At 54.8% G+C, this 24,850-nt stretch carries 20 protein-coding genes; 11 read left to right on the forward strand and 9 right to left on the reverse strand.

Annotation, left to right across the window (positions count from 1 at the left end):
- Positions 1-45 precede the first annotated feature (45 nt).
- Both katG and metF read right to left on the reverse strand, forming a co-directional pair.
- Complete coding sequence (gene katG, locus MY052_RS23515) at positions 46-2,220, reverse strand: catalase/peroxidase HPI (protein ID WP_248537956.1); 2,175 nt, start codon at positions 2,218-2,220, stop codon at positions 46-48.
- Positions 2,221-2,561: 341 nt separating this feature from the next.
- Entirely contained in the window at positions 2,562-3,449 is an 888-nt protein-coding gene (gene metF, locus MY052_RS23520; RefSeq protein ID WP_035892378.1) for a methylenetetrahydrofolate reductase, read from the reverse strand.
- Positions 3,450-3,901: 452 nt separating this feature from the next.
- On the opposite strand from metF, the gene MY052_RS23525 reads away from it, so the two are divergent.
- Both MY052_RS23525 and malI read left to right on the forward strand, forming a co-directional pair.
- On the forward strand, positions 3,902-5,401 hold the full coding sequence (locus MY052_RS23525) for a PTS transporter subunit EIIC (protein ID WP_035892377.1): 1,500 nt from the start codon (positions 3,902-3,904) through the stop codon (positions 5,399-5,401).
- Positions 5,402-5,490: 89 nt separating this feature from the next.
- Entirely contained in the window at positions 5,491-6,507 is a 1,017-nt protein-coding gene (gene malI, locus MY052_RS23530) for a Mal regulon transcriptional regulator MalI (protein ID WP_035892376.1), read from the forward strand.
- On the opposite strand, the gene MY052_RS23535 is transcribed toward malI, so the two are convergent.
- On the reverse strand, positions 6,480-7,388 hold the full coding sequence (locus MY052_RS23535) for a LysR family transcriptional regulator (RefSeq protein WP_248537957.1): 909 nt from the start codon (positions 7,386-7,388) through the stop codon (positions 6,480-6,482). The two genes, malI and MY052_RS23535, sit on opposite strands and share 28 nt — an antisense overlap.
- A gap of 88 nt (positions 7,389-7,476) precedes the next feature.
- Here MY052_RS23535 and MY052_RS23540 point away from each other — a divergent pair, with 88 nt between their 5' ends.
- Positions 7,477-7,857, forward strand: a complete 381-nt coding sequence (locus MY052_RS23540; protein ID WP_035892374.1) for a carboxymuconolactone decarboxylase family protein — start codon at positions 7,477-7,479, stop codon at positions 7,855-7,857.
- Here MY052_RS23540 and MY052_RS23545 read toward each other — a convergent pair whose 3' ends face one another.
- Both MY052_RS23545 and metB read right to left on the reverse strand, forming a co-directional pair.
- Entirely contained in the window at positions 7,858-10,290 is a 2,433-nt protein-coding gene (locus MY052_RS23545; RefSeq protein ID WP_202216835.1) for a bifunctional aspartate kinase/homoserine dehydrogenase II, read from the reverse strand.
- Between the two features lie 2 nt (positions 10,291-10,292).
- On the reverse strand, positions 10,293-11,453 hold the full coding sequence (gene metB, locus MY052_RS23550; RefSeq protein ID WP_035892372.1) for a cystathionine gamma-synthase: 1,161 nt from the start codon (positions 11,451-11,453) through the stop codon (positions 10,293-10,295).
- A gap of 260 nt (positions 11,454-11,713) precedes the next feature.
- On the opposite strand from metB, the gene metJ reads away from it, so the two are divergent.
- The gene (gene metJ / locus MY052_RS23555) at positions 11,714-12,031 is read left to right on the forward strand and encodes a met regulon transcriptional regulator MetJ (RefSeq protein ID WP_202216836.1); all 318 of its coding nucleotides are present in this window, start codon (positions 11,714-11,716) and stop codon (positions 12,029-12,031) included.
- A 374-nt stretch (positions 12,032-12,405) separates the two neighbouring features.
- Here metJ and MY052_RS23560 read toward each other — a convergent pair whose 3' ends face one another.
- The 3 genes from MY052_RS23560 to rpmE form a co-directional block, all read right to left on the reverse strand.
- Entirely contained in the window at positions 12,406-13,830 is a 1,425-nt protein-coding gene (locus tag MY052_RS23560; protein ID WP_248537958.1) for an MFS transporter, read from the reverse strand.
- A gap of 87 nt (positions 13,831-13,917) precedes the next feature.
- Positions 13,918-14,598, reverse strand: a complete 681-nt coding sequence (locus MY052_RS23565; RefSeq protein WP_035892367.1) for an oligogalacturonate-specific porin KdgM family protein — start codon at positions 14,596-14,598, stop codon at positions 13,918-13,920.
- 426 nt (positions 14,599-15,024) lie between these two features.
- On the reverse strand, positions 15,025-15,237 hold the full coding sequence (gene rpmE / locus MY052_RS23570) for a 50S ribosomal protein L31 (protein WP_035892364.1): 213 nt from the start codon (positions 15,235-15,237) through the stop codon (positions 15,025-15,027).
- Between the two features lie 202 nt (positions 15,238-15,439).
- Here rpmE and priA point away from each other — a divergent pair, with 202 nt between their 5' ends.
- From priA to rraA, 7 genes are all read left to right on the forward strand, one after another.
- The gene (priA, locus tag MY052_RS23575) at positions 15,440-17,635 is read left to right on the forward strand and encodes a primosomal protein N' (protein ID WP_202216839.1); all 2,196 of its coding nucleotides are present in this window, start codon (positions 15,440-15,442) and stop codon (positions 17,633-17,635) included.
- A gap of 149 nt (positions 17,636-17,784) precedes the next feature.
- Complete coding sequence (gene cytR / locus MY052_RS23580) at positions 17,785-18,807, forward strand: DNA-binding transcriptional regulator CytR (protein WP_035892361.1); 1,023 nt, start codon at positions 17,785-17,787, stop codon at positions 18,805-18,807.
- Between the two features lie 98 nt (positions 18,808-18,905).
- The gene (gene ftsN, locus MY052_RS23585) at positions 18,906-19,871 is read left to right on the forward strand and encodes a cell division protein FtsN (RefSeq protein WP_248537959.1); all 966 of its coding nucleotides are present in this window, start codon (positions 18,906-18,908) and stop codon (positions 19,869-19,871) included.
- Positions 19,872-20,164: 293 nt separating this feature from the next.
- Positions 20,165-20,695 carry an ATP-dependent protease subunit HslV gene (gene hslV / locus MY052_RS23590; protein WP_035892358.1) on the forward strand — a complete coding sequence of 177 codons (531 nt, stop codon included), beginning with the start codon at positions 20,165-20,167 and terminating at the stop codon, positions 20,693-20,695.
- A gap of 9 nt (positions 20,696-20,704) precedes the next feature.
- Positions 20,705-22,036: an HslU--HslV peptidase ATPase subunit gene (gene hslU, locus MY052_RS23595; RefSeq protein ID WP_123651619.1), complete on the forward strand. Its 1,332-nt coding sequence runs from the start codon at positions 20,705-20,707 to the stop codon at positions 22,034-22,036.
- Positions 22,037-22,104: 68 nt separating this feature from the next.
- Entirely contained in the window at positions 22,105-23,031 is a 927-nt protein-coding gene (menA, locus tag MY052_RS23600; RefSeq protein ID WP_248537960.1) for a 1,4-dihydroxy-2-naphthoate polyprenyltransferase, read from the forward strand.
- A gap of 92 nt (positions 23,032-23,123) precedes the next feature.
- A complete protein-coding gene (gene rraA, locus MY052_RS23605) occupies positions 23,124-23,609 on the forward strand; it encodes a ribonuclease E activity regulator RraA (RefSeq protein ID WP_035892355.1) in 486 nt (161 codons plus the stop codon).
- 82 nt (positions 23,610-23,691) lie between these two features.
- Here rraA and pfkA read toward each other — a convergent pair whose 3' ends face one another.
- Positions 23,692-24,654 carry a 6-phosphofructokinase gene (gene pfkA / locus MY052_RS23610; RefSeq protein WP_035892353.1) on the reverse strand — a complete coding sequence of 321 codons (963 nt, stop codon included), beginning with the start codon at positions 24,652-24,654 and terminating at the stop codon, positions 23,692-23,694.
- Between the last annotated feature and the right edge of the window lie 196 nt (positions 24,655-24,850).

Consider the following 24,850-nt stretch of genomic DNA (forward strand, 5'->3'; position numbering starts at 1 on the left):
AAATCCCCGCTTTCGCGGGGATTTTTTTATTCCATCACGCCCACCTTACAGCAGGTCGAAACGGTCCAGGTTCATCACTTTCACCCATGCCGCCACGAAGTCTTTCACAAACTTCTCTTTCGCATCGCTGGAAGCATAAACCTCAGCCAGCGCGCGCAGTACGGCGTTAGAGCCAAAGACCAGGTCAGCGCGCGTTGCGGTGTATTTCACCTCACCGCTCTCACGGTCACGGCCTTCAAACAGCTCAGACGTTTCGTCAGTCGCTTTCCACTCGGTGCGCATATCCAGCAGGTTGACGAAGAAGTCAGTGCTGAGCGCGCCCACGTTGTCGGTAAAGACACCGTGGTTGCTACCGTCAAAGTTCGCACCCAGTACACGCATACCACCAACCAGCACGGTCAGTTCCGGCGCAGTCAGGGTCAGCAGCTGTGCTTTGTCGATCAGCAGAGATTCGGTGGTCGCTTCGCCCGGTGCCGCACGATAGTTACGGAAACCATCAGCGATCGGTTTAAGCAGCTCAAACATCTCGATGTCCGTCTGATCCTGACGCGCATCTACGCGACCCGGAGTGAACGGCACTTTGATGTTAACGCCGGCCGCTTTCGCTGCCTGCTCAACGCCCACCACACCTGCCAGCACGATGATATCGGCCAGAGAAGCTTTGTGCGCTGACTTATAGATACCTTCCAGCACCGGCAGAACGCGAGCCGCCGTGGCGTTCACTTCCCAATCACGCTGTGGCGCAAGCGCCAGACGAGCACCGTTCGCACCACCGCGTTTATCACCGCCGCGGAAGGTGGAAGCCGAAGCCCACGCAACCGACACCAGTTCGCTCACGGAGAGGCCGGACGCTGCAATATCCGCCTTCAAGCTTTCGATATCTTCGGCGGTCGGGTTGAAGAACGCATGTGGCAGCGGATCCTGCCAAATCAGATCTTCACGTGGCACTTCTGGCCCGATGTAACGCGCTTTTGGCCCCATATCACGGTGGGTCAGTTTGAACCACGCGCGGGCAAAGGCTTCGTTAAAGGCCTGCGGGTCGTTCAGGAAGCGGCGAGAAATTTTCTCGAAGTCCGGGTCGAAGCGCAGCGTCAGGTCGGTCACCAGCATGGTTGGTTTACGTTTTTTCGACGGGTCGAACGGATCTGGGATCAGGTCCGGTGCGTCAACCGCTTCAAACTGGATTGCGCCAGCCGGGCTGCGGGTCTGCACCCATTCGTATTTGAACAGGTTCTCGAAGAAGTAGTTGCTCCACTGGGTAGGGGTCTGCGTCCAGACCACTTCCAGACCGGAAGTGATGGCATCTTTACCCGCCCCGCTGCCGAAGCTGTTTGCCCAGCCCAGGCCCTGAGATTCAATAGGTGCCGCTTCCGGATCCGGACCGACATGCGTAGCCGAAGCCGCGCCGTGGGTTTTGCCCAACGTGTGACCACCGGCAATCAGCGCCACGGTCTCTTCGTCGTCCATCCCCATGTTACCGAAGGTGGCGCGAATCGCCGCTGCCGCAGACAGCGGTTCACCGCTGGCGTTTGGCCCTTCCGGGTTCACGTAGATGAGGCCCATTTCGGTAGCTGCGAGCGGGCGTTTTGCCAGCTCTTCCGGGTCACGGTGTGCCAGCCAGGCTTTTTCATCACCCCAGTTTACGTCCTGATCTGGTTCCCACACGTCTTCACGCCCGGCACCAAAACCAAAGGTACGGAAGCCAGAGTTTTCCAGCGCCACGTTACCCGCAAGGATATACAGGTCGGCCCAGGAAATTTTCTGCCCATATTTCTGTTTGATTGGCCACAGCAGACGACGCGCCTTATCCAGACTCACGTTATCTGGCCAGGAGTTCAGCGGTGCAAAACGCTGTTGACCGCGACCTGCGCCACCGCGACCATCGGTAGAACGGTAGGTACCCGCGCCGTGCCATGCCATGCGGATAAACAGCCCCACATAGCTCCCCCAGTCTGCTGGCCACCAGGACTGCGAATCAGTTAACAGCGCACGAATATCACCTTTCAGTGCGGAGTAATCTAATTTGCTGAATTCTTTGCGATAATCGAAGTCTTCACCCAGCGGGTTAGAGCGATTGGAATGCTGATTAAGTAAATCAACGCGAAGCTGCTTCGGCCACCAGTCCTTGCTACTGGTGCCAGCGCCGGCGCTTAAATCGTGATCACCACCGTGGTGGAAAGGACATTTACCTGCGTTCTGGATATCGTCTGGCGTGCTCATCACTATGCTCCCTTACAGTATTTATCGTTAAGATATACACCCCTGCTGATAAGTTATAGCTGAAATGACCCACGGATTTGATAGTTAATTCCTCTTATTTTTCCCTTGTCAGAGAGGAATTTCTGCGCAGGTCAGCCTTATCCTTACATAATTTGGGGTAAGTTGACTGTGATCGATCGAGAGAAACGACAAGAAACCCCTCAAAATATAAGGAGTTTCTTATTTCTAAGCAGGGAATTTGAACGCGAGCCGCTGCCCGGTGGCGCTTCGCTTACCGGGCCTACAAAATACCAATGTCGTAGGCCGGATACCGGATAAGCGTAGCGCTATCCGGCAAAATATTACGCCGGACGCACGCCCAGCGTGTGGCAAATGGCGTAGCTCATTTCCGCGCGGTTCAGCGTGTAGAAGTGGAAATCTTTCACCCCTTCGCGGCTCAGAATTTTCACCATGTCCATGGCGATGTTCGCGCCCACCAGCTTGCGGGTTTCGGCGTCATCGTCGAGGCCGTCGAACATTGCCGACATCCAGGCAGGAATACGCACGTTGGTCATGTCGGCAAATTTCTTCGCCTGCTTGAAGTTCGACACCGGCAAAATGCCCGGGATAATTTCCACATCGATGCCCGCCGAGACGCAGCGGTCACGGAAGCGCAGATAGCTTTCGACATCAAAGAAGAACTGGGTGATGGCGCGGTTTGCACCGGCTTCCACTTTACGTCGCAGGTTAAGCAGGTCCGCCTGTGCGCTTTTCGCTTCCGGGTGTACTTCCGGGTACGCTGCCACGGAGATATCAAAGTCGGCCACGTCTTTCAGCAAAGTGACCAGATCGGAGGCATACATTTCCGGCTTGCCGCTGCCTGGCGGCAGGTCACCACGCAGGGCGACGATATGACGGATGCCGTTGTTCCAGTAATCCTGGGCGATAGCACGCAGTTCGTCGCGCGTCGCATCGATACATGTCAGGTGCGGTACCGCTTCCAGACCAGTGCGATCTTTAATACCTTTGATGATGCTGTGCGTACGGTCGCGCTCGCCGGAGTTCGCCCCGTAGGTGACCGACACAAATTTCGGCTTCAGGCTGCTTAGGCGATCGATAGAGTTCCACAGGGTTTGCTCCATTTCACTGGTGCGCGGCGGGAAAAATTCGAAAGAAACGTTAATCTGCCCTGCAACTTCGGCTAGACTCTGGTTCAGCGCTTCCCGCTGGTTGGCGTGAAAAAAGCTCATACCTTACCCCTATCAATCACGTGTCATTATTGTTGTGTTGTAAACATCTATCCGTTTAGACGTCTGGATGTAAAAGTGCCCCAAAAGAGGTCAGGCGTCAATAGAAAAATCCGCGTAAAAAGTGAGTTCTCTGCAATCAAGATGAAAAATTTTCACCTCTCCAGTAAATGGAGCAGGCTGTGCTGTCAGAGAACGATTTCCCGCACATAAATAGTTTGGCAACCCTCTCACACGCTCCCCGTCTGGTCACATTAACCACACTTTCACTATGGCATAGAATTTGAGAACTAGATCTCATATTTTTCACGCATTCGCCTACTAAACAAAAATTCAATTGCAGACGTTAATGACTTGTTTCACGATAAGTAGAACGTTCTACTATAACGTTATACCTAATATAAACAGGGTTACTAAAAGCACGCACGAAGAGGCGTCTATCGGGGGAAATCAGTATGAGTCTGATTCAAAGTGTTGTTAAATCGCTTTCCAAACTGTCGATGATTGGCCGCGCGCTGATGCTGCCGATCTCGCTTCTGCCCGCGGCGGGTTTGCTGCTGGCATTCGGGGATAAATTCCATCTGCCGCTGATGATGAACGCCGGTGGGATTATCTTCGACAACCTGCCAATGCTGTTTGCCATCGGCTCTGCCGTCGGCCTGGCCTCCGAATCCGGCATCGCGGCGCTGTCCGCCGCCGTCTCCGTGTTTGTCACCAACATCACTATCAGTACCGTGCTGGGCATTACGCCGGAAATGGCGGGACAAGGCGGGAAATACGCAATGGTGGTGGGGATTCCAACCCTGCAGATGGGCGTGTTTGGCGGCCTGATTTGCGGCATCCTGGCGGCGTGGTGCTTTAACCGCTTCCACAAAATGCAGCTGCCTGAATTCCTCGGCTTCTTCTCCGGCAAACGCTTCGTGGCGATTGCCACCGCGCTGCTGTCGTTCGTGCTCGGTCTGATACTGCCATACATCTGGCAGCACATTCAGGCGGGTATCGATGCGCTGTCTGTGGTTATCAACGGAGATAATCAGGCAGCCTCGACCTTTATCTTCGGGCTGGTTGAACGTGCGCTGATTCCGCTCGGCCTGCACCACATCTGGTATCCGTCGTTCTGGTACTCCTTCGGCGACTACACCACCCACGCCGGTCAGGTTATCCACGGCGACCAGACTATCTGGTTCAAAATGCTGGAAGAAGGGGTGAAATCCTTCAGCAGCGATACCTACCAGAACGCCGGTAAATTCATGCAGGGCGAGTTCCCGCTGATGCTGTTCGCGCTGCCAGCGGCCTGTCTGGCGATGTACCACGAAGCGCACACTAAGAATAAAAAAATCGCCGCCGGTATTCTGTTCTCCGCCGCGCTGACCTGCTTCCTGACCGGGATCACCGAGCCGGTTGAGTTCACCTTTATCTTCGTGGCGCCAATTCTCTACGTCTTCAACGCCATCATGGCCGGTCTCTCCTACATGGTGATGTACCTGCTGCATGCGCATATCGCCAAGTCGTTCTCGGCCGGGCTTATCGACTACATCTCCTTCGGGATCCTGCCGTCGTTTAACGGCTACCAGACCAACTTCCTGAACGCGATTATCGTCGGTATCCCGATGGGGCTGATTTACTACTTCACCTTCCGCTTTGTGATTCGACGTTTCGACGTCAAAACGCCGGGCCGTACGGAAACCACGGTCAGCGCCAACGACAAAACCGACGAAGATCTGGCAACGGAGATTATCGACCTGCTGGGCGGCGAGCATAACATCGCTTCCGTGGGCTCCTGCATTACCCGCCTGCGTCTTGAAGTGGCGGATAAAGGGCCGGTGGACAAAGATGGGCTGAACAATATCGGCGCTCGCGGGGTCGTTTTCGTCGGCGATCACGGAATTCAGGTAATATTTGGCGCACGAGCGCAATTTATCGCAGAAACCATGTCGACGATGATTGGCAAATAATCATAAGATTATGATCGGTTGGAGGTTCCCGTTCTGATGGGAGCCTCCTTGTTTTGTGTGGATTGGCGTGACGGCTCAGGGAGCGATTTTTGAAGAAGGTCAGCATAATTGATGTCGCGAAACGAGCGGGCGTATCGGTTTCTACCGTGTCGCTGGTACTTCGCCAGAAAGGCAAAATCTCCGATGCCACCATCGAAAAAGTGCAGGCCGCCATTCTTGAGCTGGGCTACGTCCACAACGTCGCCGCCGCCAACCTTCGCGCAAACACCTCCAACCTGATTGGTCTTATTCTTCGCGACTTCAGCGACAGCTTTTCCATCAAAGTGATGGCGAGCATCGTGCAGGAACTGGAAGCGCAGGGCTATATGGTTTTTCTCGGTCAGCCGCTGAACGAGCATGAACACCTGGAACGCTGCCTGCTGTCTTTCAAGCAACAAGGGGTTGCCGGGGTTATCTATCTGGCCTCCGATTCCCGCCGCGATACGTTACCCGCACAAATTCGTCAGTGCCCGCTGCCGCTGGTTGTTGTCTCGCAGTCGCCCATTCAGGATGAGTGCAATCGCGTGCTGCGCGATAACCAACAGGCAGCAAGTCTGGCAACGCGCTATCTGCTTGAGCGCGGTCATCGCTATATCGCCTATCTCGGCGGCCTGGAAAACGACCTGATTCGCCAGCAGCGCCTCGTAGGATTTCGCAACACCCTCACCCGTCTTGGGATTACTCACCGCGAAGAGTTTAGCCCTGCCTGCGGCGACGATACCTACGCCGCCAGCGTGGCCACGCGCCAACTGCTGGAAAACAACAACGCGATTACCGCACTGCTTTGCCACTCACCGGATGCCATGATCGGCTGTATTGATGGGATTCATAAGGTGGGACGCACGGTAGGTAAAGATGTCTTCCTGACGCAGCAGGTCGCTCTGATTGGCTTTGAGGATATGCTGCACATCAACCTCACGTCACCGGCCTTTACCTATGTTTCTTCCGCCAGTGAAGAGAGCGGACGGCAGGCAGCCACGTTGATGATCCGCAAGCTCAAAGAGCCTGCACTAGAGAATCAGTCGATTACGCTTTCCGGTCAGTTAGTGACCCGTGAGTCGGCCTGAGCCATCTCCAGAAGCCAGGCAAGACGCGCGGCATTTTCCGGTAACATCACCAGGCCACATTCCACGCAGAGCGCCGTTTCATCAATCGCCCGGAAAACCACGCCCTGGCGCTGAATAGCGGCAAAAGAGGCGGGAAACAGGCTCAGCCCTTCGCCGCGAGCAATACGCGCCAGCAGCACATCATGTTCCAGAGGTTCTTCCAGGCAGGCAGGGACATAGCCAACACGACGGAAAATATCGCGGGTAGAATCGAAGAACGCTGGATTACGTTCGCGTTTAAACCAGAATAGCGGCCTGCCGTTCAGCGCGCTCAGCGTCAGTCGCTCTTGTTCCGCCTCCGCCCATTGTGCGGGCAGCGCCGCAATCAGTGGCTCCTGCCGATTTAGCCGCGTAAGACTGAGCGCCGAGGTCTCCAGCGGTAGCGCGACCAGCGCGGCATCCAGTTTCCCCCGACGTACCTGACGCACCAGCTCCGGCGAGCCATGCCGTACCACGTGCAGCGCCTCCACCTGCGCCGCCAGCACGGCTTCCAGCGAAGCAAAAACGCCCTGCTCAAACGCGGTGGTCAGCCCTATGCGTAGCGACGGTGCTTCTGCCTGTGCGAGTTGGCTTAAGGCCATATAGGTCTCATCCTGCTGCGCCAGCAGCGGGCGAATAATCTCCAGCACCCGCAGTCCATCAGCCGTTAACGTCAGCCCCTTGGTATGCCGGACAAAAAGAGTCACCCCCAGCCGTTCTTCAAGCTGGCGAATATGGCGGCTTAACGGCGGCTGCGACATATATAACCTGTCAGCCGCGCGGCGCATGTTGTTCTCTTCCGCTACCACGGCAAAGTAGCGCAGCAGGCGGATATCCAGACCATGCAAGGGAGATGTAGTCATACCGAAAAGGTATCACGGAATCGGTATTATCCAAATGGAACCACGCGCCCTATCCTCTCGCCATACGCTAACTAACGAGGGGCTTATCATGAATTCAGAACGCTATATTACCGGCCAGAAAATGCTGCAACAGGTTGATGGGAAAGGGGGGGATGCCGTTGTCGATAGCCTGAAGGATATCGCGCCGGACTTCGCCCGCTATCTGCTTGAATTTCCGTTTGGCGATATTTATGCGCGTCCGGGTCTGGACCTTCGCAGTCGGGAAATTGCCACCGTCGCCGCGCTCACCGCCATGGGTAACGCCGCACCTCAGCTTAAGGTACACATCGCCGCTGCGCTGCACGTTGGCTTAACGCAGAACGAGATTATTGAGGTGATTATGCAGATGGCGGTTTATGCGGGATTTCCGGCGGCGCTAAACGGCCTGTTCGCCGCAAAAGAGGTGTTTGCGGCGAACAATGAACGCTAATTACAACAGCTGCGCCAGACGGTTGATATCCGACTGAATCGCCCCGGCGGTCACATCGCGACCGGCGCCCGGCCCACGAATCACCAGCGGGTTATCGCGGTACCAGCGGCTTTCAATCGCAAAGACGTTATCGCACGGCAGCAGCGATGCCAGCGGGTGCTCCTGACGCACGGCTTCTACGCCAACGCGGGCTTTACCGTTCGCATCGAATCGCGCCACGTAACGCAGCACCAGTCCCATCTCCTGCGCCGCTTCCAGGCGCTGGAGCATCTGCTCGTTGAGCTCATCGCCATTTTCAAAGAAGTGGTCGATTGAGCCCTCTTCACAGTGCGCGGGCACCAGAGACTCAACGCGTACCTGGTCCGGCTCGATATCGTAGCCCGCTTCACGCGCCAGAATCACCAGCTTACGCATCACGTCTTTACCGGAAAGGTCGACGCGTGGATCGGGTTCAGTCAGCCCCTGCTGCCAGGCCTGATCCACCAGTTCGGTAAACGGCACGCTGCCGTCGAACTGTAAGAACAGCCAGGAGAGCGTCCCGGAGAAGATACCGCTAATCGCCAGAATACTGTCGCCGCTGTCGATCAAGTCGCGCACGGTGTGGTTCACCGGCAGACCCGCGCCGACGGTCGCGTTATACAGCCAGTGGCGGCCGGTTTTATCGAACGCGTCGTGGATCTGGCGATATTTATCGCTGCTGCTGGCCCCGGCCAGCTTGTTGGCGCTGATCACGTGGAAACCGTGGCTGGCGAAATCAAGATACTGATCGGCCAACTGCGGGCTGGCGGTCACGTCCAGTACCACGAGATCGTCGTACGGGTGGGCGCGCATCCACAGGAACAGCGACTCTTCATCCTGTTCAATAGCTTCATCGTCGAAGAAGGCCAGCGCGCGGCTGGCGTCGAGCCCTTCATAGTTCAGCAGGCTACGGCGGCTATCGACCACCCCGGCCAGCACAAACTCAAAACCAGTGCGGGCAGAAAGCGTGCTTTGCTCACGAGCAAACAGCTCTAGCCAGCGGGAACCAATATTGCCTTTGCCAAACAGCATCAGGCCGATACGTTTTTCCGCACGGAACAGCGACTGGTGCAAACCCTGAATCAGGCTTTCGGTTGGCCCTGCGCGCAGCACGGCGACCAGGCTGATGCCCTCTTCGGACTGCCAGGTAAACTCAACCGGCTGGCCTTTCAGCTGCTGCCAGAAACGGTGGCAGTGCAGTGGGTTACGGGTGACGCCCGCGCCTACCATTGCCACCAGCGCCAGACCCTGACGCAGGCGAAGCTCGCCCGGCAGGCCCGCTTCATCAAGAATTTTCAGCGCGCTGTCGGCCACTTCTGAGGTGTAGCAAAACTGCAGCAGCTTATGGTCAGCGTGCACGCCTACCGCCAGCGGGCGGATTTGGGCGCGCTTGAGTAATTGGTCTATCTCTTTATACGCCAGCTTGAAGTCCTGGCTTGCAGGAACGCGGAACTCAATCAGGCAGACGTCATCATGGCTGGTGACGATACGCGCGCCGGTACCGGAGGCGAGCACGCGCTCAATGCGCGTAGAGCCCTGATCCGGCGTATAGCTACAGCGTAATTGCAGGTCGATATCGCTGCCGGAAACCGGCTGCAAGGTACGAGCGTGGAGCACCGGTGCGGCAAGACGCGCCAGCTCGCTGGCTTCATCCAGACGCAGCAGCGGAAGCAGGCACGCATCTTTCACTTTACGCGGGTCGGCGCTGTACACCCCAGCCACGTCGCTCCAGATGGTGACGCGGGAAACCCCCGCCAGCGCACCGATTTGCGTCGCGGAGTAGTCAGAGCCGTTACGCCCCAGCAGCACGGTTTCACCCGCGTTGTTGCGGCTGATAAAACCGGTCACGACCAGACGTTTTCCCGGATGCTGCGCCAGAAGCTGTTGCAGCAGCGGATAAGAGAGACCTTCATCAACCTGCGGCTGCGCGGAGCGCTCAGCGCGTAAAAACGCGCGTGCATCCAGCCAGGCGGCGTCCAGACCTTGCAGCTTCAGGACTTCCGCCATCAAACGAGCCGACCACAGTTCACCATGACCGACCACTTCCGCATAGACCGCATCGCTGACGCCGTTATCCAGGAGCCCGGCCAGGCGTTCCAGGTCGTGAATGAAGTCAGCAATCATGCCGTCGGCAATCTCGGCAGGCAGCAGGCCGCTAATCAGATCGGACTGATAGCGGCGCAGCGTCTGCTGAACCTGATGCGCAGAGAGGCGGTCGGTCTGGCTGAGTTTCAGCCAGCTAATCAGCTGGTTGGTGGTGCTCCCTGCGGCGGAAACGACCATCATATCGCCGGGCTGAGAGTACTCCGTCATAATACCGGCAACGCGCAGGTAACACTTCACATCCGCCAGACTACTCCCACCAAATTTATGCAGCTGACGCTCTTTCGCCCCTGCCTGCGCAATCACACTCATGTTTACCCCTCTGCTGCGACCCGGAATCCATTTTCCAGATCGGCAATTAAGTCCTGGCTATCTTCAATACCGGTTGAGATACGCAGTAGCGTCTCAGAAATACCTGCGGCCGCGCGCGCTTCCGGGGCCATGCCCGCGTGGGTCATGGTGGCCGCGTGAGAAATCAGGCTCTCTACCCCACCCAGCGATTCCGCCAGCGTGAAGAGCGACAGCCCACTCAGGAAGCGACGCAGCGTCTGTTCGTCACCGTTCAGTTCAAAGCTCAGCATCGCACCAAACCCTTTCTGCTGGCGAGCGGCAATTTCATGCCCCTGGTTATCCGGCAAAGAAGGATGATACAGCTTTTTCACCAGCGGCTGGGTTTTCAGGAAATCGACAATCGCCTGGGCGTTGCGCTGCGCCACGTCCATACGTGGTACGAGCGTACGCAGGCCGCGCAGCAGCAGATAGCTGTCGAACGCGCCGCCGGTGACGCCGATATTATTCGCCCACCATGCCAGTTCTGTGACCGTTTCTGGATCTTTTGCAATCACCACGCCGGCGACCACATCGGAGTGGCCGTTCAGATATTTGGTGCAGGAGTGCAGGACCAGATCCGCTCCGAGCGACAGCGGGTTTTGCAGCGCTGGGCTCAGGAAGGTGTTATCCACCACGCTGACCGCACCGGCGTCACGCGCCAGTTGGCAGATTTTCGCAATATCCACCACGCGCAGCAGCGGGTTGCTTGGGCTTTCGACCAGCACTAGCTTTGGTTTTTCCGCCAGCGCCGCTTTTAACGCTTCATCATTGCCCTGATCGACAAACAGCACGCGATAGCAGCCACGTTTTGCCAGGCTGTCGAACAGACGGTAGCTGCCGCCGTAGCAGTCGTGTGGGGCAACCAGTAGGTCGCCAGGCTTGAGGAATACGGTGGTCACCAGATGAATCGCCGACATGCCCGTATTGGTCAGAACCGCGCCTGCGCCTCCTTCCAGTTCGGCCAGCGCCCGCTGAACCACATCACGCGTCGGGTTACCGCGACGTGAATAGTCATGCGCACGCGGCTCGTTAAAGCCGGTAAAGTTATAGGTACTGGAAAGATGAATAGGCGGGACAACACAACCATACTGCTCGTCGTCATTTAATCCGCTACGCACTGCGATGGTGGCCTGTTTACGGGTCATGAGGATTCGTTCCTGGCAAGGTCGGTGAAAAGTCGGACTCCAGAGTAAACATTGTTACCATAGCCGTCAATACATCTAGACTTCTAAACTTCTTTGCGTATAGATTGAGCTATTGGCAAATAGCCGTTAAAATTATATGCATTAGCGCACATCTGCGAAGCCGAAGCTCGTGTCACAGCAGGGCTCTGTACGGTAAACTACGCGCGATCACGGCCGTGACCCGGCCTGTTAACTTATGACTAGAGGATTAAAGGTATCTCATGGCTGAATGGAGCGGCGAATATATCAGCCCATACGCTGAGCACGGTAAGAAGAGTGAGCAAGTAAAAAAAATTACGGTTTCCATTCCTCTGAAGGTGTTGAAGATCCTCACCGATGAACGCACGCGTCGTCAGGTGAACAACCTGCGTCACGCCACCAACAGCGAACTGCTGTGTGAAGCGTTCCTGCATGCATTTACCGGTCAACCGTTACCTAACGATGAAGACCTGCGTAAAGAGCGCAGCGATGAAATTCCGGAAGCGGCGAAAGATATTATGCGTGAACTGGGGATTGACCCGGATACGTGGGAGTACTGATTTGCTGACAAAGCCGGGAAACGTCAACGTTTTCCGGCTTTTTTATTGGTGGCCCTGAAGCGGAACCCCAGACATAAAAAAACCGCCTCATGAGGCGGTTTTCTATAATTTGTTCAGTGTCTTAGAAGCGAGTCACTTCAGGATGCAGCTCAGACATAGAGATCAGGTAGGAAACAAAAACGTTTTTGATTGCAGTCAGCATAGTCACACCTTTACCCGTATTAATCTTGAGGTCATTTGATGTGCAGATAATAACCGCATCCGGTGTGCCCTGCAACTTTTTTGTGACCAATATCACAAAAAATAGCGTATGCAGCTGCCGTTTGGAAAAATAAAAGGCGGTAAGAGTGCCCCACCGCCTTTTCTACTCTGTATTACTTGCTGATCCCGTTGAATTTATTCAACGTTTCTTCCATTTTGAGCGTCTCTTTACGGTTCAGCGGATAGAAATAAATCAAGATAACGGCCGCCAGGAACAGACATAAGGCTGGTAGCAGGTTCGCCATGGTGTAAATATTTTCCTGCACAATACGGGTTTGTACGGCACCACCTGTTGATGAAGACTGGTAGCCAATGATCGCCAGCATAAAGCCACCAATAGCCCCAGCGCACGCCTGGCCTATCTTACGAGCAAAGAAGTTCACACCATACACGGTGCCATCCTCACGGTCGCCGGTCACATACTGGTGATAATCGCAAACATCGGTCATAAACGCCCAGATCATCAGGTTGAATAAGCCCGCCCCGAGCGTCGCCAGGAACAGGAAAACCAGATAAATTTTTGCATCGGTAATATGGCTGAAATACATCAATACGTACATCACCACCGCAAAGAGCAGCGCACCCACGCTGGCTTCTTTTTTGCCAAACCGCCTGGTGAGCCATGATGCCGATGGCGCCAACAATACCAGAGAACCAAAGGTAAACAGTAAAGCGACGGACATGGCCTCTTTATTGTGGAAGTAGTCGTTGAACAGGTACGTCATATTTGTACCTGAAAGGCCCTGGTTAATCACAATCAGCAGGTCCACAACAACTAATACGATCAGCGCTTTATTACGCAACAGCCCTTTGAGCAAAACAGAAACAGGCATGCTCTCTTTTCTCTCCACCCGCACGCGTTCTGTCGTTAAGTGGCAGGTCAGGCTTAAAAAGATAAAACCCAGCACCGCGCAGCCAATGGCAATCCAGAAAAAGTGCTGTCCGGAAATGACCTGACTGCCGTCAACCAGGGTGGTGTACATCAGGATAGGGATAAAGAAGCCGGTAGCCCCACCACCGATTGCCGACCCAACGCTACGATAGGTTGAGAGCGACACACGATCTTCCGGGTTAGAGCTAATTGCCGCTGACATTGCACCGTAAGGGATGCTGACGGTCGATAGCAGTGAACCGTAAATAAAATAGGAGCAGCAAATATAGATAATTTTCGCCGTATAAGAAAAATCATGTACAAACGGCAAAAACAGGACGACCGCAATAATACAGAACGGATACTTCATGCGACGCACCCAAGGGTTAAAACGTCCATGAGCGGTCAGTTTGGACGTATCACATAGGCGCCCAACGCCAACGTCGACAAACGCATCAAAGAGCTTGGTCACAAAATAGAGCGACCCAACAATCACACCGGAAACCCCGAGTACGTTCGTGTAATAAATCATTAAGAAACTGTTGACCAACCCGAGAATAAAACAGGTTCCCAGGTCACCACATAAATAACCAATTTTGTCTCTGAATCCGAAAGGTCTGACCGCTATATTTTTATTGCAGTCAGCGATATCTCCATCACTCGACATGATGTCAACTCCTTAGACACATTATTCACGCAAATTATGCGCACATCCTGATGCACCGTTAAATAAACGGAATACAGGAACTCATTATTAGAAGTTGTAACCGAGGCCTATACGATAACGCGTCTGGCGATCGTCGGTGGTTGTCGTGTTATAACCGGAAGAAACGTTACCGATTTCAACAAAAGGAATCCACGAATCAATGTTATAAGCGACGCGGAAGTTATATTCGTAATCATCTTTGCCGTTATTGTAGAGATCTTCGCTATCCGCAACTTTATAAATGCCGTTCAGCTCAAACATCCAATTTTCGATGTTATAACCCAACCAGGCCTCTGGACGATAAACGGTGCGGTCATCGCGTCCATCTCCGTTACGACGGGCATACTCCGTACGGTAGCGGAAAGCCGTCCACCAGTTATCATTAATATTATACTGGACGCGGATATAGGGCTTGTAGATTGCCATATCATCACCCATCTCAACGGCTATCCCTGGCTGCCAGATAAAACCCTTCCATTCAAATTGATAGCTAGCCGTATACTCTGCACTATTAGACTCCATATTGTTTAGCGCATGGTTTGACTCTTTCTCATCGGAGCGAGATACCGCTTCAACGGCGACGCCAAAACCAGTCGCAAAACGATTCGACATATACACACGATCGTAGTTACGACCATCATCATAGTACTCATGACGATAGTCTACGTAACCCGCATGCGCAGCGCCGGATAATAGTGGAAGAAGTAATAAGGCATATTTCATTTTCATGGTAATTACTCTTTAAAATAATCAGCAACCAGTCCAATCCTCGCTGAGCTATCCGCGCAATGAGTCAAGGCTATTTATTTGTATTTATTTACGCTGATATTTTATTTTGTAATTTACGGTTACACCTTTTTATTACTGCCAACCAACAATGAAAAATGGCAAAAAACTCAAGATGAATAAGATGCAGATCACCAACAACAATGATTAGTTGCTATAAATAGGTTATCAGACAAATATAATTAAAATGAATCCAATAATAAAATTTACTCAGAAATAAAAATAGCGCTGCTATAAATATATATTTTTCTTATTTATTAAAAAAAGCATTCAGCAATAAAATGGAATGAATTATAAAGATAGGCGGAAAGCCGCGCCGTTTTTCGGGCACAAAAAAAGCGCCCTGAGGCGCTTTTTTCGCTTGGCAACTTACTTGCTGCCTGGGATGCTGAAACGCTTGTTGAAGCGGTCAACACGGCCACCGGTAGCAACATCACGCTGCTTGCCAGTATAGAACGGGTGGCATTTACCGCACACGTCCAGGTTCAGGTCGTGACCAACGGTAGAGCGGATCTGCATGACGTTACCGCAAGAACAAGTTGCAGTAATTTCTTCGTATTTCGGGTGAATATCTTTTTTCATGGGGAAAACCTCGGTTAAGGCCGCGTCGCTCTTCCAGCCCTAACGCCAGACACCACGCGATGTTAATAGTATAGGTCGATGATACAAAGATGCATCAAAGGCCGCGAATCATACAGAATTTGACCAACAGATGCAAACTGATCCGCGTTCCCTTACCACAATGTGTATACTGTCTCGCCAGATTTCAAGTCAGGAAGAAAACATGCCCGTTGCTCACGTTGCCCTGCCTGTTCCGCTGCCCCGCACCTTCGACTACCTGCTGCCTGATGACCTCAGCGCGAAAGCAGGCTGCCGCGTGCGCGTGCCGTTTGGTAAACAGGAGCGCGTGGGGATTGTCGTCTCGGTCAACGAGAGCAGCGAGCTGCCGCGCGATGAGCTAAAAGCGGTCATTGAGGTGTTGGACGGCGAACCGGTCTTCTCCACTTCCGTCTGGCGGCTGCTGCTGTGGGCAGCAGACTATTACCATCACCCTATTGGCGACGTGTTGTTCCATGCGCTGCCCATTTTGCTGCGCCAGGGGAAACCTGCCAGCGCCACGCCGCAGTGGTTCTGGTTTGCCACTGAGCAGGGTCAGGCGGTGGACATTAACAGCCTGAAGCGCTCGCCAAAACAACAGCAGGCGCTGGCCGCACTGCGTCAGGGGAAGATCTGGCGCCATCAGGTCGCGGAGCTGGAGTTTAATGAAAGCGCAATGCAGTCGCTGCGCGCCAAAGGGTTTTGCGAGCTGGGCAGTATTGCGCCGGAAACTATCGACTGGCGCACCACCTATTCCGTACCTGGCGAACGTCTGCGCCTGAATACCGAACAGGCAACCGCCGTAGGAGCGATTCACAGCGCGTCCGACGAATTTTCCGCCTGGCTGCTGGAAGGCATCACGGGTTCGGGAAAAACGGAAGTCTACCTCAGCGTGCTGGAAAACGTGCTGGCGCAGGGTAAGCAAGCGCTAGTAATGGTGCCGGAAATCGGCCTGACGCCGCAAACTATCGCCCGCTTCCGCGAGCGCTTTAATGCACCGGTAGAAGTGCTGCACTCGGCGCTGAACGACAGCGAGCGCATGGCCGCCTGGCTCAAGGCCAAAAGCGGTGAAGCGGCGATCGTCATCGGTACCCGTTCATCGCTGTTTACGCCGTTTAAAAATCTTGGCGTCATTGTCATCGATGAAGAGCACGACAGCTCCTACAAGCAGCAGGAAGGCTGGCGCTACCACGCCCGCGACCTTGCGGTATGGCGTGCGCACAGCGAGCAGATCCCCATTATCCTCGGATCGGCAACACCGGCGTTGGAAACCCTGCTCAACGTACGCCAGCACAAGTATCGCCTGCTGCGCTTAACTCGTCGCGCGGGTAACGCCCGTCCGGCGACCCAGCACGTGCTGGATTTAAAAGGGCAGCAGCTTCAGGCCGGGCTCTCACCGGCGCTGATCAACCGTATGCGCCAGCATTTGCAGGCCGACAACCAGGTCATTTTATTCCTTAACCGCCGCGGGTTCGCCCCTACGCTGCTGTGCCACGACTGCGGCTGGATTGCCGAATGTCCGCGCTGCGACAGCTACTACACGCTGCACCAGGCACAGCATCATCTGCGCTGCCACCACTGTGACAGCCAGCGCCCTATCCCACGCCAGTGCCCATCCTGCGGCTCAACGCACATGGTGCCGGTGGGCTTGGGTACCGAGCAGTTGGAGCAAGTATTAGGCCCGATGTTCCCCGGCGTGCCGCTCTCGCGTATCGACCGCGATACCACCAGCCGCAAAGGCGCGCTGGAACAGCATCTGGCGGAAGTACATCGCGGTGGCGCGCGTATTCTGATTGGTACCCAGATGCTGGCGAAAGGCCACCACTTCCCTGACGTCACGCTGGTTGCCCTGCTGGACGTAGACGGCGCGTTGTTCTCCGCTGATTTCCGCTCGGCAGAACGTTTTGCCCAGCTTTATACCCAAGTTTCCGGCCGCGCCGGACGCGCGGGTAAACAGGGCGAAGTGGTTTTGCAAACGCACCATCCCGACCACCCGCTGCTGCAAACGTTGCTTTATAAAGGCTACAACGCCTTCGCCGAGCAGGCGCTGGCGGAACGCCAGACCATGCAGTTGCCGCCATACACCAGCCACGTGCTGATTCGCGCCGAAGATCACAACAATCAGCAGGCGCCAGTGTTCCTGCAACAGCTGCGTAACCTGATACAGGCCAGCCCGCTGGCGGATGACAAACTGTGGGTGATTGGCCCGGTTCCGGCGCTGGCAGCGAAACGTGGCGGCCGCTACCGCTGGCAGATACTGCTACAGCACCCTTCACGCATTCGCCTGCAGCATATTGTCACGGCGAGCCTCGCGCTCATCAATACGCTGCCGGAATCCCGCAAGGTGAAGTGGGTTCTCGACGTTGACCCAATCGAAGGTTAATGCAGAGTTGCGAGCGGGATCTAGAAATCAAACAAACATCACATTTCTGATGAAAATTCTGTAACGGATCCCCCTAACTATCTGATAAAAGTGTGTCAGATGTCAGGTCACATAGGACGTGCCTGCGCCAGTTAGCGAGGAGAAATCAGGTGAAGGCTAAAAAACCGGTTGTTGCCGCAACCATGAAGGATGTTGCCCTACAAGCGAATGTCTCTACGGCAACCGTATCTCGTGCATTGATGAACCCAGAGAAAGTCTCGCAGGCCACGCGTAACCGCGTAGAGCAAGCGGCGCTGGAAGTGGGCTACCTGCCGCAGATGCAGGGGCGTAACATGAAGCGCAATGAGTCGCGCACTATTCTGGTTATCGTTCCGGATATCTGCGATCCCTTCTTTAGCGAAGTGATCCGCGGGATCGAGGTGACGGCTGCAGCACAGGGCTATCTGGTGCTGATTGGCGACTGTGCTCACCAGAATCAGCAGGAAAAAACCTTCATCGATTTAATCATCACCAAGCAAATTGACGGCATGCTGCTGCTGGGTTCGCGTCTGCCGTTCGACGCCAGCATTGAAGAACAGCGCAATCTGCCGCCAATGGTGATGGCTAACGAATTTGCTCCCGAGCTGGGGCTGCCGACGGTACACATCGACAACCTCACCGCCTCGTTTGATGCCGTTAACTATCTTCACGAACTCGGCCACCAGCGCATCGCCTGTATCGCCGGGCCGGAAGAGATGCCGCTGTGCCATTATCGTCTACAAGGCTACGTGCAGGCGCTGCGTCGCTGTGGTATTACCGTCGACCCTCACTATATCGCCCGCGGCAACTTCACCTATGAAGCCGGCGCTAACGCACTGGAACAGCTGCTGGCGCTGCCTCAGCCACCAACCGCCATTTTCTGCCACAGCGATATTATGGCGCTGGGCGCACTCTCTTACGCTAAACGTCAGGGGCTGAAAGTCCCGGATGACCTGTCCATTATTGGCTTCGATAACATCTCGCTGGCTGAATTTTGCGACCCACCGCTAACCACGGTTTCTCAACCACGTTTCGATATTGGTCGGGAAGCCATGCTGCTGTTGCTGAATCAACTGAGCGGGCAGTTTGTTGATAGTGGTTCGCGTCTGCTGGATTGCGAACTGATCATTCGTGGCAGCACAAGCAAAATTTGATGTAAAGCAGGGTGCTTTAGGACTTGCTTGTCTGGTCAAAGCCCCGTCGCTTAAGTAACATGTCGGGCTAACTAACGGAAAAAGACAGCGAAACGATAGTGGCACAACGAGACTATGTACGCCGCAGCCAACAGGCACCTTCGCGGCGCAAGAACAGCGCTTCACGGAATACACGGAAAAAGCAAAGTAACTTTCCGGCAGTCTCTCCTGCCATGGTGGCGATTGCTGCCGCAGTTGTCGTCGCCTTTATCGGCGGTTTGTACTTCATTACGCACCATAAGAAAGAAGAGTCTGAAGCACTCCAGAGCCGCCAGGTGACCGGGAATGGCCTTCCGCCGGAGCCGGAAGAACGCTGGCGCTATATCAAAGAGCTGGAAAGTCGCCAGCCAGGCGTTCGTGCGCCAACCGAACCGTCTGCGGGCGGGGAAGTGATTAACCCGAATCAGCTAACCGACGAGCAGCGCCAGCTGTTGGCCCAGATGCAGGCGGATATGCGCCAGCAGCCAACGCAGCTGACGGAAGTGCCGTGGAACGAGCAAACGCCAGCGCAGCGCCAGCAAACCTTGCAGCGCCAGCGCCTTGCGCAGCAGGCTCAGCAACAGCAGTGGTCGCAGCAGCAGGTCGTACAGCAGCCACAAACGCGCGCGCCGCAGCCGGTTCAGCAGACGCATCAAACCCAGCAGGCGCCAAAGGCAACGGTCTCCAACAAGGCGCCGTATCAGGATCTGCTGCAAACACCAGCGCACACCGCCGCCTCGCAGCCAAAAGCGCAGAGCAATAACGGTATCCCGGAAGTGCGTGAAGTGACGCCGCCGCCGAAGCCAGAGAAAAAAGACGATCGTCGCTGGATGGTACAGTGCGGTTCGTTCAAAGGTGCTGAGCAGGCGGAAACCGTCCGTGCGCAACTGGCGTTTGAAGGCTTTGATTCCAGAATCACCACCAACAACGGCTGGAATCGCGTGGTCATCGGCCCGGTCAAAGGCAAAGAAAACGTCGATAACACCATCGCCCGTCTGAAGCTGGCAGGTCACGGAAACTGCATTAGGCTCGCCTCCGGGGGTTGAAACCCCCAAAAACTCCCCCATCTATACTTACATTCTGCCCCGTACGCGTGACTGCGATACGGGGCCTGTCTATACACGAAATCATTCGAGCTGCATCACAACATGCTTTAGCATGTTGAACAGCGCTTGCGCTGGCCCCGAAGGGGCGAGGCTGTAAGCCGAGTAACGCGGCAAGAGAACGAATCCCCAGGAGCGTACATAAGTACGTGACTGGGGTGAGTGAACGCAGCCAACGCAGAGGCAGCTTGAAGGATGATGTGTATATCTCGTATTTGCAACAAAGGGGTCTGCTCGTGACAACAATAGTAAGTGTTCGCCGTAACGGCCACGTCGTAATCGCCGGTGATGGTCAGGCCACGTTGGGCAATACCGTCATGAAAGGCAACGTGAAAAAAGTCCGCCGTCTGTATAACGACAAAGTGATCGCTGGTTTTGCTGGCGGTACCGCGGACGCCTTCACGCTGTTCGAACTGTTTGAACGTAAGCTGGAAATGCACCAGGGCCATCTGGTCAAAGCCGCCGTTGAGCTGGCGAAAGACTGGCGTACCGACCGTATGCTGCGCAAGCTGGAAGCCCTGCTGGCGGTCGCGGACGAAACCGCATCGCTTATCATCACCGGGAACGGTGACGTCGTGCAGCCAGAAAACGACCTGATTGCTATCGGCTCTGGCGGCCCGTACGCCCAGGCCGCGGCCCGCGCCATGCTGGAAAACACCGAGCTTAGCGCGCGTGAGATTGCTGAAAAAGCGTTGGATATCGCAGGCGACATCTGCATCTATACCAACCATTTCCACACCATTGAAGAATTACCGTCTAAGGCGTAAGGATCTCCCATGTCTGAAATGACCCCACGCGAAATTGTCAGCGAGCTGAACAAACACATTATCGGTCAGGACGCGGCTAAGCGTTCTGTTGCTATCGCCTTACGTAACCGCTGGCGCCGTATGCAGCTCGACGAAGAGCTGCGCCACGAAGTGACGCCGAAAAACATTCTGATGATCGGCCCAACCGGCGTCGGTAAAACCGAAATCGCCCGTCGTCTGGCGAAGCTCGCCAACGCACCGTTCATCAAAGTCGAAGCCACTAAGTTCACCGAAGTGGGCTATGTGGGTAAAGAAGTGGATTCTATCATCCGCGATCTGACTGATTCTGCTATCAAAATGGTACGCGTTCAGTCTATCGAGAAGAACCGCTACCGCGCAGAGGAGATGGCCGAAGAGCGCATTCTTGACGTGCTGATCCCGCCGGCTAAAAACAACTGGGGCCAGGCAGAGCAGCAGGCCGAGCCTTCCGCCGCACGCCAGGCATTCCGTAAGAAACTGCGTGAAGGCCAGCTGGACGACAAAGAGATTGAAATTGATCTCGCCGCTGCGCCAATGGGCGTCGAAATCATGTCCCCTCCGGGCATGGAAGAGATGACCAGCCAGCTGCAATCCATGTTCCAGAACCTGGGCGGCCAGAAGCAGAAACCGCGCAAGCTGAAAATCAAAGATGCGATGAAGCTGCTGATTGAAGAAGAAGCAGCGAAGCTGGTGAACCCAGAAGAGCTGAAGCAGGACGCAATCGACGCTGTTGAGCAGCACGGTATCGTGTTCATCGACGAAATCGACAAAATCTGTAAGCGCGGCGAATCCTCCGGCCCGGACGTTTCCCGTGAAGGCGTACAGCGCGACCTGCTGCCGCTGGTTGAAGGCTGCACCGTCTCCACTAAACACGGTATGGTCAAAACCGACCACATCCTGTTTATCGCCTCCGGCGCATTCCAGGTGGCGAAGCCGTCTGATCTGATCCCTGAATTACAGGGCCGTCTGCCGATTCGCGTAGAGCTGCAGGCGCTGACCACCAGCGACTTCGAGCGTATCCTGACCGAGCCAAATGCCTCTGTTACCGTACAGTACAAAGCGCTGATGGCCACCGAAGGCGTGAACATCGAGTTCACCGAATCCGGTATCAAGCGTATCGCCGAAGCGGCATGGCAGGTCAACGAAACCACCGAGAACATCGGTGCCCGTCGTCTGCACACCGTTCTGGAACGTCTGATGGAAGATATCTCCTATGACGCCAGCGACCTCAACGGTCAAAGCATCACAATTGATGCGGAATATGTGAGCAAACATCTGGATGCATTAGTCGCAGATGAAGATCTGAGCCGTTTTATCCTATAATCGCGGTCACTGCATTTTCATCTTTAATTGATGGGGCTGAAAAGCCCCATTTTTATTGGCTAATTATTATGACAAATACACCTGTAAGCCGCTCTCAGGCCTGGCTGGAAAGTCTGCGTCCGAAAACGTTACCTCTGGCCTGTGCGGCAATCGTCGTTGGCACCGCGCTGGCGTGGTGGCAAGGGCACTTTAACGCGGGCGTTGCCGTGCTGGCGCTAATCACCGCAAGCCTGCTGCAAATTCTCTCTAACCTCGCCAACGACTATGGCGATGCGGTGAAAGGCAGCGATAAGCCGGACCGCATCGGGCCGCTGCGCGGTATGCAAAAGGGGGTTATCACCAAAGAGCAGATGAAGCGCGCGCTGATCATCACCGTCGGGCTTATCTGCGTCTCTGGTCTTGCTCTGCTGTTTACCGCTTCACAGACTACCGGTGATTTTATCGGCTTCCTGGTGCTGGGGCTGCTGGCGATTATTGCCGCCATCACCTACACCGTCGGCACGCGTCCGTATGGCTACATTGGCCTTGGCGATGTCTCGGTGCTGATCTTCTTCGGCTGGCTGAGCGTTATTGGTAGCTGGTATTTACAAACGCACACCTTGAGCAGCGCCATTATTCTGCCTGCGACCGCCTGCGGTTTGCTGGCAACGGCAGTGCTGAATATCAATAACCTGCGCGATATCGACAGCGACCGGGAGAACGGTAAGAATACGCTGGCCGTGCGTTTAGGGCCGGTTAACGCCCGCCGTTACCACGTCTGCCTACTGATGGGGACGCTGGTCTGCCTGGCACTATTCAACCTGCTCTCGCTGCATAGTCCGTGGGGCTGGCTGTTTATTCTCAGCGCGCCGTTGCTGGTGAAACAAGCGCGTTTTGTGATGCACGAGCGCTCCCCACAGGCGATGCCGCCAATGCTGGAAAGAACGGTAAAAGGGGCATTGTTAACTAACCTGCTGTTCGTCATCGGAATTGTGCTGAGCAAGACGCTGGCTTAACTGACAAATATCAATTAACAATTGATGATTTTGCCAACAATGCGTAGAGCGCGATATACTAAAATCACTCGCAGCGACTGAGCGTTAATCCTATGAAATACGATACTTCCGAGCTTTGCGACATCTACCAGGAAGATGTCAACGTAGTAGAACCCCTGTTCTCTAACTTTGGCGGACGGCTGTCGTTTGGTGGACAAATCATCACCGTAAAATGTTTCGAGGATAACGGGTTGCTGTACGATCTGCTCGAACAGAACGGCCGTGGCCGCATTCTGCTGGTCGACGGCGGCGGTTCTGTCCGTCGCGCGCTGATCGACGCCGACCTCGCCCGCCTGGCCACTCAGAACGAGTGGGAAGGCATCGTGGTATACGGTGCGGTGCGTCAGGTCGATGATTTAGAAGAGTTGGATATCGGCATTCAGGCGATTGCCGCCATTCCGGTTGGTGCCGCGGGCGAAGGCATCGGCGAAAGCGACGTTCGCGTCAACTTCGGCGGCGTAACCTTCTTCTCCGGCGACCATCTCTATGCCGACAATACCGGCATTATCCTGTCGGAAGACGCACTGGATATCGAATAAGCGCCTTACGCGTACAAAAAAGCCTTCTCATTGAGAAGGCTTTTTTTTCACTCGAATCTGCCCGTTTCCGGGTAAACGCGACTTAGTACAGCTGTTTAGCGCATTCCAGCCAGTCACCTTTGAACGGACGCTTCATGTTTTCGATAGCGTCGATGATGTCATGGTGAACCAGTTTTTCGTTCTGAATACCGACACAGCGGCCGCCGAAGCCCTGCTGCAGCAGTTCAATCGCGTACGCGCCCATGCGGGATGCCAGGATACGGTCGTAAGGAACCGGGGAGCCGCCGCGCTGGATGTGGCCCAGAACGGTTGCACGGGTTTCACGGCCAGTTTCTTTCTCGATAAAGTGCGCCAGCTCGTCAACGTCACACATATGTTCGGTAATCGCCACGATCGCGTGTTTCTTACCTTTGGCGATGCCCGCTTTGATTTCGGCAACCAGGTCGTCGCGTTTGAATTCGATTTCCGGAACGACGATAAACTCACAGCCGCCCGCGATAGCCGCAGCCAGAGTCAGGTCGCCGCAGTAACGGCCCATGACTTCCACAACGGAGATACGCTGGTGAGAAGAAGAGGTGTCACGCAGACGGTCAATTGCTTCCACCACGGTGCTCAGGGCAGTGAAGAAACCAATGGTGTAGTCGGTGCCTTTGATGTCGTTATCAATGGTGCCCGGCAGGCCGATGCATGGGAAGCCCATTTCGGTCAGACGCACGGCACCCATGTAGGAGCCGTCACCGCCGATAACAACCAGCGCATCGATACCGCGTTTTTTCAGGTTTTCGATAGCCACGGCACGGATGTTTTCATCACGGAATTCTGGGAAACGCGCGGAGCCCAGGAAGGTGCCGCCACGGTTAATCATGTCAGACACGCTGTAACGGTCGAGCTGTACCATACGGTCTTCGTACAGGCCCAGATAACCGTCATAGATGCCCATGACTTCAATGCCTTCCGTCAATGCTGCGCGCACAACACCGCGAATGGCGGCGTTCATACCCGGCGCATCACCGCCACTTGTCAACACACCGATTTTCTTAATCATGACTACCTCTGAACTTAGGAATGCTAAAAATTAATTCTTCTGCCCGAAGCGCTCCCACAGTTGTAGGGGGGAGAGAACGACTCTATGTAGAGATAGTATATCAAGCGCTTCTTGCTGAATTGATTCAGGTCAGGCTAACCGGCGGTTATTTATACAAATAATGCCGACTTAGCTCACATTTAATACAACCACTGCG

Source organism: Kluyvera ascorbata (assembly GCF_023195735.1).
Lineage (GTDB): Bacteria > Pseudomonadota > Gammaproteobacteria > Enterobacterales > Enterobacteriaceae > Kluyvera > Kluyvera ascorbata.

Excerpts from the sequence above, each read along its gene's own strand:
- rpmE (WP_035892364.1), bottom strand. The coding sequence starts at position 15,237 with ATGAAAAAAGATATTCACCCGAAATACGAAGAAATTACTGCAACTTGT.
- priA (WP_202216839.1), top strand. The coding sequence starts at position 15,440 with ATGCCCGTTGCTCACGTTGCCCTGCCTGTTCCGCTGCCCCGCACCTTC.
- MY052_RS23535 (WP_248537957.1), bottom strand. The coding sequence starts at position 7,388 with ATGACTACATCTCCCTTGCATGGTCTGGATATCCGCCTGCTGCGCTAC.
- MY052_RS23545 (WP_202216835.1), bottom strand. The coding sequence starts at position 10,290 with ATGAGTGTGATTGCGCAGGCAGGGGCGAAAGAGCGTCAGCTGCATAAA.
- katG (WP_248537956.1), bottom strand. The coding sequence starts at position 2,220 with ATGAGCACGCCAGACGATATCCAGAACGCAGGTAAATGTCCTTTCCAC.
- pfkA (WP_035892353.1), bottom strand. The coding sequence starts at position 24,654 with ATGATTAAGAAAATCGGTGTGTTGACAAGTGGCGGTGATGCGCCGGGT.
- MY052_RS23560 (WP_248537958.1), bottom strand. The coding sequence starts at position 13,830 with ATGTCGAGTGATGGAGATATCGCTGACTGCAATAAAAATATAGCGGTC.
- hslU (WP_123651619.1), top strand. The coding sequence starts at position 20,705 with ATGTCTGAAATGACCCCACGCGAAATTGTCAGCGAGCTGAACAAACAC.
- menA (WP_248537960.1), top strand. The coding sequence starts at position 22,105 with ATGACAAATACACCTGTAAGCCGCTCTCAGGCCTGGCTGGAAAGTCTG.
- metF (WP_035892378.1), bottom strand. The coding sequence starts at position 3,449 with ATGAGCTTTTTTCACGCCAACCAGCGGGAAGCGCTGAACCAGAGTCTA.
- MY052_RS23525 (WP_035892377.1), top strand. The coding sequence starts at position 3,902 with ATGAGTCTGATTCAAAGTGTTGTTAAATCGCTTTCCAAACTGTCGATG.
- rraA (WP_035892355.1), top strand. The coding sequence starts at position 23,124 with ATGAAATACGATACTTCCGAGCTTTGCGACATCTACCAGGAAGATGTC.
- metB (WP_035892372.1), bottom strand. The coding sequence starts at position 11,453 with ATGACCCGTAAACAGGCCACCATCGCAGTGCGTAGCGGATTAAATGAC.
- MY052_RS23540 (WP_035892374.1), top strand. The coding sequence starts at position 7,477 with ATGAATTCAGAACGCTATATTACCGGCCAGAAAATGCTGCAACAGGTT.
- metJ (WP_202216836.1), top strand. The coding sequence starts at position 11,714 with ATGGCTGAATGGAGCGGCGAATATATCAGCCCATACGCTGAGCACGGT.
- MY052_RS23565 (WP_035892367.1), bottom strand. The coding sequence starts at position 14,598 with ATGAAAATGAAATATGCCTTATTACTTCTTCCACTATTATCCGGCGCT.